Origin of the sequence: Campylobacter gracilis, assembly GCF_018374135.1 — a bacterium.
GTDB lineage: Bacteria > Campylobacterota > Campylobacteria > Campylobacterales > Campylobacteraceae > Campylobacter_B > Campylobacter_B gracilis_A.
Genome location: NZ_JAHAFS010000001.1, coordinates 109635 through 121732 on the forward strand (window position 1 = coordinate 109635; position 12098 = coordinate 121732).

The following is a 12098-nucleotide window of genomic DNA, read 5'->3' on the forward strand; positions in this document are numbered from 1 at the left end:
CCGTTTTTAAGCAGTTTTTACGACTCCGAGAGGTTTTTGATGATGACGGGCTCCCAGACATTTAGATCAAGCTCCCCTCCCTCCACACTCATGCCGATCACAACGTCGTTGCCGCAAACTTGGTAAGCGATTTGATTGACGAGCTCGGGAATGACGGGATTTACCTTGCCGGGCATTATCGAGCTTCCCGGCTGCACGCTAGGAAGTACGAGCTCGTTTATGCCCGCGCGCGGTCCCGAGGATAAAATCCTAAAATCGGTCGCAACCTTGGATAAAAACACGGCGACGCTTTTGAAAAAGGCTGAAATTTCAACGTAAATATCGGCATTTTGCAGTCCGTCGAAGAAATTTTCCTCTCTTTTAAATTTAGCGCCCGTTATCTCGCCGAGTGCCGTATAAACGGCATCCAGGTAGCCTTCTTTTACGCTAAGGCTAGTGCCCACGGCGGTAGCTCCAAGCGGCAATTCTAGGCAGCTATCCATCAAATTTCGCGCCCTAGCCTGAGCCCTTTTGGTAAAAGATACATAGCCGCTAAAATACTGCCCGAAGCTCATCGGTACGGCGTCTTGCAGGCAGGTTCTGCCGAGCCTGATAGCGTTTTGATATTTGTTCTGCAACGCGGCAAAAGATTTTTCAAGCCCCGCTAATGCGGCTAGCAAATTTTGCAAATAGCCCCGCGCGGCGATTTTGAGCGCGGCGGGGATAACGTCGTTGGTAGACTGGCCCATATTTACGTGATCATTCGGATGCACGCGCTCATAACCTTTGGCACCGGTCAAAATTTCATTTGCGCGGCACGCGATGACCTCGTTTGCGTTCATGTTCGTGGACGTTCCGCCACCGCCTTGGAAGGCGTCTATGGGGAAATTTTCGCTCAAGCCTCCCGCGATGATTTCATCCGCCGCCTTGCAAATCGCGCTGCAGACCTCTTCGCTAAGCGCGCCGCATCTAAAATTTGCGATCGCTGCGGCCTTTTTAACTAAAGCTACGCTTTGTATATATCCTTCTACGTCGTAGTGGCTAGCGCCCGAAACGGCGAAATTTCTCATCGCTCGTAGGGTTTGCACTCCGTAATACACGCTATCTTCTAGCTCGACTTCGCCTAAAAAATCGCTGTCTTTTCTCATTTTTTATCCTTTATGTGAATTATACAAAAATTTTTGCAAGTAAAAAGCCAAACGGCACCGCCGCGCAAATCCCAAGCAAGCCCGGTAAGAAAAACGGATGATTTACGATAAACGAGCCGTTCCATTTTTTATCCATATATGAGCCCGTATCGTCTATAGCGATCGCAAAAGCCGTGGTCGGATAGATGTTCGTGATATACAGCGCGCTTGCCGCAACGAAGCTAGCTAGTATCGTCTGTGCATCCACGTTTAGCTGCACGGCTAAAGGTACCAAAAGCGCCGCCGTTGCACCCTGCGAAAAGAGCATGGAGCTAGCGATAAAAAATATCACAGCTAAAAATCCCGGATATTCTTTTAAAATCGTACTCGAAAAAGTTTTAATCTCCTCGGTATGAGCGCCCAAAATCGTCGCGCTCAGCCATACGATACCAAGGACCACTATAAGTGACTGCGCGCCGTCTTTAAAGATCGGGGTTTCTTTAACCTGGCTTAAATTTATCTTTGAAAAATAGATAATCAGCGCCGAAATGAAATACATTGAGATAATAATAAGATCGCGCGTGGCGAGGCTGTGTCCGATCTGCTTTTTAAAAAGTAGCATACCGACGATAAACGCGACGCCGCCCAAAAATAGCCAGACAGAAATTTTGGTGCCCTTAGTTTGCTCCTCGTCCATCTGCTTGCCGCCCAAATTTACGAGCCCTTGTTTTAGCCGTTCAATATAGATCGGATCGTCTTTGAGTTCGCAGCCCTGAAAACTCGAAACCAGCGCAGCCACCAAGACGCCAAAAAGTGCGGCGGGCACGATAACACAAAGCATTGAGCTAAAGCTAACGCCCATCTGCTCGACGTATACGAAGGTTGTCGCCGTAGCCGCAGAGATCGGCGAAGCCGTGATGCCAAGCTGCGACGCTACGACCGCCGAGCTTAGCGGCTGAGAGGGGCGCACGCCGTTTTGTTTGGCGACCTCTTGAATGATGTTAAAAATCGAAAGAGAACTATAACCCGTGCCCGTGATGACCGTTAGGATAAAGGCAATTAACGGGGCTAGGAAATTTATGTATTTTGGATGCTTGCGTAGCGCGATACCGGCGAGCTTGACCATGTAGTCGATGCCGCCTGCTTTTTGTACTACGCTAAGCGCCAAGATGATCGCCATGATGATGAGCATGACGGTGATAGGGATCTCGCCGGGGGTTAGTCCCAGCGCAAAAACCACAATTGTGAGCCCAAAGCCTCCAGCGATACCCACGCCGATACCGCCCAGCTTCGCAGCCAACGCGATACTTCCAAGCAGGATCGCTACTTCAAGATACAGCATTTTATCTCCTTTCTTACCAAAACTCAGCTTTTTTAAAGACGTCCTATGCGAAGAATTATAATTAGAAAAAATGACAAAAAAATGATAAATTTTAACTGCAGATAAAAATTTTGCATTAAATTTTAAAATTTATGGCGAAACAGCGTTTTAATCTGCACTTCGCTACGAATGAAATTTAAAGAATTTATTGTACCAAGAATTTATCGTGCCGAATGGATAGGTAATATGAACGGGGGTAAGGATTAAAAATTTACCTAGGAGAAGATCGAATTCAAATCGCTAAAGTAGTAAAAATAAGCAAATATGACTAAACTAATTAACATTTAAACCCCCTGTCCGGCTCATTTTAGAGAGCAAGCTTAAATTTCTTATTTTAGAGGATTGCAGCAAATCGCACTATACGCTCGCGGTAAGCCTCTACTCGGTGCAAAGATAAACCAAGCAGCCACTGTCTGCAAGCTCAAACAGAAGCTGTGCAACAAGATAAAGGATATTTACGCGATCAAAAAGCGCCTTTTGCAGATTAAAGTCATGCTTTGCGCAATTACAAGGTCCCTTCGCCGCACTCGTAGCCGAAAATTTTAATCCCCGTATCGCTCTGCTCGTAGCGCAGCGCAGGGATTTTTTGTAGTAGATCTTTTAGCTGCGCTAGATCGTTTTTTCGCCCGCCGTCGAAGGCTCGCGGCACCCACACCCACGCGATCTCGTCGTATGCAAACGAGCCTACCGTAAAACTAGCTCGCTTTGAGCCCGCCTCCCATTTGGAGGAGTTTTTGATCGCGTAGAAGTTTGGATAGAGGATTTTTTTGATGATAAAGCATTTGCAAAATTTAAAATCAGCGAAAAACTCCGCCCACGTCGCATCCTCGGTAAAATAGCCCTTCGCGCGCAGTCGCTTTTTCTCTTTGCGCAGCCTGATAGGCTCATAAAATCGCTGCCAAGCCCTTGCGCAAGCATCCATAAACGCGAGCATGCGGGCGAAATAAATTTTAAAAAGCGCCTTAAAAAGCTCCATCTACTTCTCGATCTGCGATTTTAGCGACTTATCGATTGCGATCTCGCTGGAGTTTATGTCGATCGTTTGAAGCGCCTTGTCCTGGAAGATAAATCCGACCTCCTTCGCGCCGAAGCTCTTGGCGATCGCTTCCAGCGTGTCGGTCGCGGATTTGTGGATCTTGCCGCCCAGATCGTTGATGATTTTTAGTGAGAGCTGCTTGACCTCGTCCTTTGCGTCGTCGATGAGGTGGTTTTTATCGCTTTCATCAAAGCTCGCGCCGAATAGCCCGTTTAGCGAATCGGGCAGCAAAAATGGCAGCAGCTTGGCGTTTTTCTCGTCGTAAATTTTCATATCTTTGATCGAGTATTTGTATTTGCACGGCGGCATCTTGATCTCGTAGTGATCCTCGCCCTGCGGCAATATCGCAAACTCAGGGCTTAGCAAGTCGTAAACGAATTCGATCTCAAACTCGAAGATGATGGCGATCTGCTTTTTCGTCATCAGCGGCGAGACGAGCGAGCCCAGCAGCCCGCTGCCTACGTTTTGCTTGCGCGTAACGATCTCTTTGGAGTAAATTTTAAAAACGCTCAGCTCGCCGATGCTTTTAAGCCGCGTGATGTCGGTGGCGATCTGCGGTTTGCTCGCCTGCTCGCCGCTTTTGCGCATCTTAAAAAACATAAAAACCAAGATGCAAAATATCACTAAATTTAGAAGAAAAGCAAAATTTTCCAAATTTCATCCTTTAAAATTTTATCGGTATTTTAGCAAAATACAGCGCCGATTTGTAGCGTAATTGAAATTTTATGATTTTTGCGGCAAGAAATTTTAAAATCAAAGCATGCGGCGAAGCCGCAAAATAAGAATGCGCGGACGTAGTCCGCCTCTTGAGCGTGTCAGGGGTCAGCCTTGTGGCTAATGTTAAATTTTGATATGGCTTGAATTACAACACACGGAATTTTATGCTTGTTCGTTTCATTAGAATTAAACTTAGGCGCAGCCTGCACCGCTTAAAGCGTCGTCGGGGAATGATGGGTGGGGTTTGGGGCGGGAAGGGGAGCGACCTCGCAATTCAAGCCCCCTTCCCACCCCAAGAGAAATATACCAAGAGCTAAAAATACTCAAAAAATTTAACGTGGCGAAATCTCTACAAATTTAGCTTACTAAGGCTTAGGTCTTTTGAAATTTTAACGATATAAATTTTAATCAGGTGTATATATTATGTATAATACGTAAGGGGGCGGCGCTCAGAGTTGCGAGGCGCGCCCGCCCCACGACTTTTTAAAATTTTGCCCCACCCGCGCGACGCTAGAAGGGTGAGCTACGCTCGCGCTAAATTTTAATAAGATTTGAATTGCAATTCTCGAAATTTTATGCTTGTTTATTTCATTAGAATTAAACTAAGGCGCAGCCCGTGCCACTTAAAGCGTCGCAGGAGGATTAGTTCACCACGAAGTTTCTCTTAAGGGGGAAGGGACGCTACTTGCTCTGCTTCGCTGCGCTCGCAAGAAACGCCGCAGGCTAAGAGCCTTGCGTCGCTACGCTCGTTTTGCGAGGCGCTCCCCTTCCCCCTTAAAATCCCCTAACCCCCTACGACGCTTTAAGCGGGGCGGACTGTGTCTGCGTTTATTTAAATTGCGGCTTGCGCCGCATATTTGAAATTTTAAATTCTACGTAAAATTTAAAACCGCAAGCCGCGATCAGGATGCAAGCGAGTAAATTTGGCAATTTCAGACAAATTCACGAGCGAAAATAAATTTTACAAACTCCAGCGTAATTTTATAAAATCTCCCTAAAATCATACCCTGCGTTTTTGAGCGCCCAGGCGATGTCCTCTTGATGAGCCTTGCCTTTGGTCTCAAGCGTGATCGTGATCTGCGCATCGCCGTACTCGATATTGGTCGAGAAGCGGTCGTAGTCGATCTTGACGATGTTTGCGTTGGCGCGGCGCAAAATTTCGGTAAGTCCCGTAAGCGCGCCCGGCTTATCGACGAGCGTGACGTTGATCGTCATCTTGCGGTGCGATTTGATAAGGCCTTTCTCGATGATGATGTTTAGCATCTGTACGTCGATGTTGCCGCCGCTTAGGATGATGCCGATCTTTGCGCCGGCGGGGAATGCAAATTTCGCGTTCATCAGCGCCGCTACGCCCGCCGCGCCCGCGCCCTCGACGATGATTTTTTGCTGTTCGAGCAGATAGAGTATCGCGCTTGCGATCTCCTCGTCATCGACCTGCACGAACTCATCGACGCACTCGATGATCGTGCTAAGCGTGATCTCGCTCGTATCCCGCACGGCGATGCCGTCGGCGATAGTGCGGACGGATTTGGAATTTAGCGGCTTTTTCGCGACGAAGCTATCGTGCATCGCGGGCGCGCCCTTGGCGGCTACGGCGATGATTTTGATGTCGGGGTTGATCTGCTTGGCACAGCTGCAAACCCCCGTAGCAAGCCCGCCACCGCCTACGGGAACGACGATGTATTCAAGATCTGCGACCTCCTCGATCATCTCAAGCGCGATCGTGCCCTGGCCCGCTTGGACGAACTCGTCGTTGAAGGGATGCACGAACGTCAAATTATGCTCTTTGGCATATTCCAGTGCAAACGCGTACGCCTCGTCGAAATTATCGCCCTTTAGGATGATCTCCGCGCCCAGAGCCTTCGTGCCGCTTACCTTAAGTAGCGGCGTGGCTTCAGGCATTACGATCACGGCATGCACGCCGAATTTTTGCGCGCTCATCGCTACGCCCTGGGCGTGGTTGCCCGCGCTTGCGGCTATTACTCCATGCGCCCGCTCCTCATCCGTTAGGTGCGCGATTTTATTGTAAGCGCCGCGGATCTTATATGCGCCGGTGCGCTGCAAATTCTCGCTTTTGAGATACACTTCCGCGCCGTAAAGCTTGCTGAGCTTCGGCGCCAGAGCAAAGGGCGTTTTATAGACGAAATCGTTTATCGTGCGCTTTGCTTGGATGATTTTATTTAGATCAACCATCTATTTCCTTTCGTAATTTTAAATTTTGTTATTATACATATTTTTAGGCGAAATTTTATCTCTCAGCCGGTCGAAATTTTTAAAAATCGCAGCACTTAAAACGGCGTCTTACCGCGGGTTTGCTCGCTTTTGCCGATAAGCGATGTTTCGGATAAAATCTCAGCCGCTAGGCTCCTAACATACGAGGCGCAACTCAAACTCTCGCCGCAAATGCGCGACTTCGGTTTTAAGCTCATCTAGCTCCTGCGCTTTAGCAGCACGCCGCATTCGATATGCGCCGTATGCGCGAACTGATCGAAGATCGCAAATCTGCGCACCTCGTGCGTAGTGCAAAGCGAGCGCAAATTTTCAAAAAGCGTCTGCGGATTACAGGAGATGTAGATCAAATTTTGAAAATTTTTTATGAAATCAATCACGCTAGGCTCCAGCCCCGCGCGCGGCGGATCGATCAAGACGTGCGAAAAATCGTAGCTGAAAATATCGATCCCCTTTAGCCGCTCAAACCCACGCCTGCGCGCAAACGCACTCATCAGCTCATCCGCGCTAAGGCGGACGAATTGCGCGTTGTAAACGCCGTTGAGCTCGCAGTTTATGCGGGCATTCGCAATCGAGCTTTTTGAAATTTCGCTCGCCAGCACGCGATTAAATTTAGCCGCAAGCGGGATGGTGAAGTTGCCGTGTCCGCAGTACAGCTCCAGCAGATCGCGCGCGGCGGAGCTTTCCGGGTGCACGGAATGTTTTTCGCAGCTCGAATTTTGCGCGGCGGAATTTTCACAGGCTGAATTTTGCACGCTTTGCTTTTCACAATCTAAATTTTGCGCGGTCAAATTCTGTTCGATGAAATTTTGAGAGGCGGAATTTTGCGCATCCAAATCCTTATGAGCGGAATTTTTATCCGTAGTGCCCTCGTCTGCGGACGCACAGTTAAATTTCACGGAATTTTCGCCGTTAAATTCTGCGCGAGCAGAATTTGCTTTAACGGAATTTCGGCAAGCGGCGTCAAATTCGGCGGAATTTTCAGAAGCAAAATTTCGATCCGTAGAATTTTGCGCAGCAGAATTCTCTGCTATGGAATTCCTCGTGACGAAATTCTGCGCGGCGCACACCTCGCTCGTGCCCTCTTTGCCGAAGTCCACGCAACTTCTCGCCCAGGCGATCATCTTTTCGTTCACGCCGCGGTTTGGCTGGATGAAGGCGTTTTCGCCGAAGCAAAATTTATAAACTCGCCCGTCCACGCAAAGCTCATCCGTGAGGCTTAGCTCGCCGCTTAGAAGCTTCTGTCCGCGTGCGCGAGCCATGACCCTGATGCCAAGCTTGTCCGCCAGCTCGCAAATCGCCTCCTGCTCGCGCTCGCCCAGGCGCTTGTGATAAAGCAACGTCGCCAAAATCCCGCTAGCGCACGAGATAAACTCGACGCCGAATAGCTTCTCTTTTAAAGCTTCGCTCCGTCTAAGCGCCTCTAGCAGCCGCGGCATTAAATTTGCGATAGGAAGCGCCACCTTGGGGCATTCGTTAATTAAAATTTTCTTGCTACGTGCGCCGCCCATCGTGTAGGCAAGATCAAATGCGCTATGCCAAATATCGTGCCAGATGCCAAATTCCGCCCTGATGCGGTAATTTTGTGGGCTTGAGGCAAAAAACTCAAACTCGCCGTCAAAAAATTCTCTAAATTTATCGGCGATCAGACGCTTTTTGTATAAAATTTGATCCTCATAGGGCTCGCCGAGCGTGCAGCTACCGCAGCTACCGAAGCTTTCGCAATTCATACATCCACTCTTTTACCCACCACGCGCAGTAAAAGAATGATAGCCGCGATACCCAAGATCAGACATCCCCACACGCTAAGCCCAAAGCCCGCAGGCAGATAGCCACAAACGATACTGATGCCGCAAACGACCAGCGCATAGGTCATCTGCGTGCTTACGTGCTCGATGTGATCGCAGCCTGCGCCCATCGAAGAGAGGATCGTCGTATCCGAAATCGGCGAGCAGTGATCGCCAAATATCGCTCCCGTAAGCACCGCGCTGATATTTACGCACATAAAAACGTGAAATTCCTCGCCGCTAAGGCCATATTTTTGCCCTACGGCGTGAGCAAGAGGCACGGCTAAAGGAGTGACGATACCCATGGTACCGAAGCTCGTACCCGTTGAAAATGAGATAAACGAGCTAAGCACGAAAATCACGATCGCAAGAGCAAAGCGCGGCGTAGCGTCGCTTAGAAGCTCTACCAAGTAACGCGAAGTGCCTAGCTCTTTGATAACAGAGCTTAGCGACCACGCAAAAAGCAGGATTATGACGGTATTTAGCATACTTTTCCAGCCGCCCACCCAGACCTCGATCGCCTCTTTGACGCCGTAAATTTTTTGCGCGATGCCTAAAACAACGGCGATGATCGATGAAAAGAGCGCGGATTGAAACAGTACGACCGAGGCATCCGCCGCGCTAAATGCGGTGCGGATAGAAGTAAAGCTAAGAGGGGCTGCCTTGACCGCCTCCAAAGTCTCGCCCTCCAGCGAGCTGTAGCCGTTAAAGTAAAACCCGATGACGGAAAGGACAATCATCGCTCCTAGCGGGATTATCGCGTTTAGCTTGCGAAGCGCGACGCCCTCTTTGGGTACGAAAATTTGATCCTCTAAATTTTTGATCTTAAAATCCGCAGCTCCGCTCTTGCCGCCGCGAGATGCGATCTCTGCGCGATACATCGAGCCAAACTCCCTACTCATTACGGCGGTAGCGACTACGAAAAAGATCATGAAAATGTTATAAAATCTATACGGGATCGTCTCAACAAAGACGGTGAAGGCGTTTATGTTTTCTACGCCGATCTGTGAGTAGGCCTCTTTGATCGCCGAAATTTCAACTCCGACCCACGTGGAGATCACAGCGATGCCAGTAATAGGTGCGGCGGTCGCGTCGATGATGAAGGCGAATTTTGCGCGCGAAATTTTAAATTTATCCATAAGCGGTCGCATGATAGGGCCCACGATCAGCGCGTTTGCGTAATCGTCAAAAAATATCACGATACCCATGAGCCAAGTGTAAATTTGACCCAAAACGGGAGTGTCTGCGTGCTTGCTAAGCCATAGGGCAAGCGCCTTCGTGCCGCCGCTTTTGGTCACCAGAGCGATGAGCCCGCCGATACACATAACCTGAAGTAAAATGCCAGCGTTCCACGTATCCGCCATCGATTTTACCATGCGCGAGCACAGGTTCGTAAAGGCAAAAAGCGCCGAAGCCGTGATGCCGTGATCTACCATACCGACGAGAAAAGTCCCGCTTAGCACGCCCAAAAACAGCGACAAAATCACGTCCTTGGTGATGAAAGCAAGTACGATCGCCGCAACCGGCGGTATAAGCGTCAGCACGCCGTAAAGCTCGCTGTTTCGCACGGCGGGCTCCACGTCCGCAAGCGCCAGCGCGGGCAAAAAAATCGCCGTAAAGATAAGCAAATTTTTTAACATTTTAATCCTTGATGGTTGATAAAATTTTAAAATTTAACCTCCAATCGGGGGTTAAATTTTAAAATTCTGCGCGCCTTGCAGCAATTATTTGTATTGCGTGCTTTCTTTTACGGCGATTATTGAGCGCCTTAATCGCGCAGCAAGCTCTGCTATTTTGCTGAGTTTGCAATTTTGCGAACGCATTTTTAAGTAACTTGTCGCGCAGCAAAATTCTTCCGGTGCAAAATACCGCGCGCGGCGTAATCAAAAGCGTTTTATAAGTGAATTTAAAATTTTACTTAACATAGCAAAAGCTTCAAATCAAGGTAAGATTCTACAATACTGCGATGCTTACTTTGTCGCAAAAGCGATAAGTTTATCGCACAAAATTTGACAAAATCCCGCTCTTGATCGCGAACCAAAATCCCTCGGCAAAAATTTTATCGCGCATAAACGCACAAATCGCCATTTCTCAAGCCTGCCTGCGCGTTTATAAAATTTCAGTGCATGCAACCTGCGCAAGCAAAGCGATAAAATTTTAAAGCGTTAAATTTCACCAAATTGCACTCGAAAAATCCGCTAAATTTATAGAATTTACAAAGAGACAAAACTCTAAATTTAAAGCTCATAAAGCTTTTACAAACCCAAAACGCCGCAAACCTAAAACGACGACGAAGCGGCGAGCGACCCTTTAAATCAAGCCCGCTAATTTTCACGCTCAGGTGCATCTTGCGGATCGCTCGTAAAATCATCGCTTACTTGCGTAGGACTTAATCCAAGCGAGCGCAAATAGCTCTGCGTAGCCGCTTCACCACCCGCAAGCGCGTAGTCTAGCGCATTTAGCCCCGACTCATCGACTGCTTTTTCGTTTGCGCCCGATTTTACGAGCAATTCAACGATCTGCTTGGTACTTTTTTGCGCCGCAAACATCAGCAGTGTCTTACCCGCGCCCGAACGTTCACAGCCGTCGCTACGCTCGCCTAGCGACGCTAGAGCCTGAGCTTCAGCGCTGCCGATCTGGCGGACATTTACGCTAGCGTGCGAGTAGATTAGCAACTTTACGAGCTCATAATTTTTTGCCGCGGCGGCGAAAAATATCGGAGTTTGCCCAAGCGAGTTTTTATAGCCAACCAAAGCGCCTTTAGAGATCATAAATTTAGCGCTTTGAACGTTATTCATCGCGTAAAATAGAGAGTTTTCCTCACCCGCATTCACCTGCGCACCTCGCTCGATCAAAGCACCGCTAAAACGCTCGTCATATCCTAGCAAAAGTGCCAGATCCAGGGCATTATCAAGCTCGTAAATCGCAAAATCCTTGCTAAAAAGTAGCGTACGAAACTCATCTGCGCCTACTCCGCCTTTTAGTGCCAGCTCAAGCTCACCGTAATCCCCTGCCTTGCGATCCTTTGCAGCGTATGCGATAAATTCCGCTATCACGGCGCTTGCCAGCTCATCGGCGTCGTTTTTGTTAAATTTAGCGGCGAAATAATCTCTTAACGCCTCCCTGGCTGCCGGGATCTCGCCCATAAAATTGCCATAAGCGATGAAATTTCCAATCTTGCGCTCGGAGTAAAATTCTAAGGCTTCAAGCGATTTTTCGCTAATTCGCGCGTAGTTTTTCTCTTTGGCATAGCTTAAAAAGCCCTCGCCATCCATCCCCGCAAATGCCAAGGTTCGCTCAAGCCCTTTTTCGTTCAGCAAGGCTTCGTTACCGACACAATCGATATTTTCGTCCCTGATCTCAGAAGCCGCGCTTTTTAAATTTTGCAAAAATTCTGCGCCAGCTAGCGAGCCTTTACAGCCAAAATCGCTTTGCAGCAGCTCTTCGTCCGCAGGCTCTTTGCTAAAAAAGCCGCGCGGATCGCTTAGCATCTGCTCGCAAGAAGCGCCAAAAAGCGTGCCGCAAAAAACAAACGAACCCATTAGAATCTTTCGCATCGCTACCTCGAATTGCATTTGAAGCGTTATTTTACCTTTAAATTTATTTATTAAAACTTAGTGCGGGCGGTGGAATTTTATGGAATTCCTTTCAACCTTATAAAATTTTGCGGAATTTTTAAAATTTTACGGCGCAGCGACGTTAAATAATGGTAGTTATAGGCGCAGCAATGGAGGGTACTATATGAGGGCACAGCGATCGGCGACATTAAAAATTTTAAAATTTGCGCGCGAGCTAGCGGTAAAATAAAATTTTGCAAGCTGTACAAATCTAGTGGAATTCCG

At 48.3% G+C, this 12098-nt stretch carries 8 protein-coding genes and 2 pseudogenes; all 10 read right to left on the bottom strand.

Annotated features, from left to right (window positions below):
- Nucleotides 1-17 precede the first annotated feature (17 nt).
- On the bottom strand, nt 18-1127 hold the full coding sequence (locus tag KH703_RS00645; RefSeq protein ID WP_304293241.1) for a lyase family protein: 1110 nt from the start codon (nt 1125-1127) through the stop codon (nt 18-20).
- Nucleotides 1128-1146: 19 nt separating this feature from the next.
- On the bottom strand, nt 1147-2448 hold the full coding sequence (locus KH703_RS00650; RefSeq protein WP_304293242.1) for an anaerobic C4-dicarboxylate transporter family protein: 1302 nt from the start codon (nt 2446-2448) through the stop codon (nt 1147-1149).
- Between the two features lie 544 nt (nt 2449-2992).
- Nucleotides 2993-3463 (bottom strand): hypothetical protein, encoded by a 471-nt coding sequence (locus tag KH703_RS00655; RefSeq protein WP_304293244.1) that lies wholly within the window; start codon nt 3461-3463, stop codon nt 2993-2995.
- On the bottom strand, nt 3464-4177 hold the full coding sequence (locus KH703_RS00660) for a DUF4230 domain-containing protein (protein WP_304293246.1): 714 nt from the start codon (nt 4175-4177) through the stop codon (nt 3464-3466).
- A gap of 1044 nt (nt 4178-5221) precedes the next feature.
- Nucleotides 5222-6433: a threonine ammonia-lyase gene (gene ilvA, locus KH703_RS00665; protein ID WP_005872070.1), complete on the bottom strand. Its 1212-nt coding sequence runs from the start codon at nt 6431-6433 to the stop codon at nt 5222-5224.
- A 95-nt stretch (nt 6434-6528) separates the two neighbouring features.
- Nucleotides 6529-6669: a hypothetical protein gene (locus tag KH703_RS00670; protein WP_298027739.1), complete on the bottom strand. Its 141-nt coding sequence runs from the start codon at nt 6667-6669 to the stop codon at nt 6529-6531.
- A pseudogene (locus KH703_RS09980) lies at nt 6670-7152 on the bottom strand (methyltransferase domain-containing protein); the annotation flags it as partial.
- A gap of 378 nt (nt 7153-7530) precedes the next feature.
- A pseudogene (locus tag KH703_RS00680) lies at nt 7531-8199 on the bottom strand (tRNA (uridine(54)-C5)-methyltransferase TrmA); the annotation flags it as partial.
- Nucleotides 8196-9896 carry a Na+/H+ antiporter NhaC family protein gene (locus tag KH703_RS00685; protein WP_304293248.1) on the bottom strand — a complete coding sequence of 567 codons (1701 nt, stop codon included), beginning with the start codon at nt 9894-9896 and terminating at the stop codon, nt 8196-8198. The gene KH703_RS00685 and the pseudogene KH703_RS00680, both read right to left, overlap by 4 nt.
- Before the next feature lie 684 nt (nt 9897-10580).
- Complete coding sequence (locus KH703_RS00690; RefSeq protein ID WP_304293249.1) at nt 10581-11831, bottom strand: ankyrin repeat domain-containing protein; 1251 nt, start codon at nt 11829-11831, stop codon at nt 10581-10583.
- Between the last annotated feature and the right edge of the window lie 267 nt (nt 11832-12098).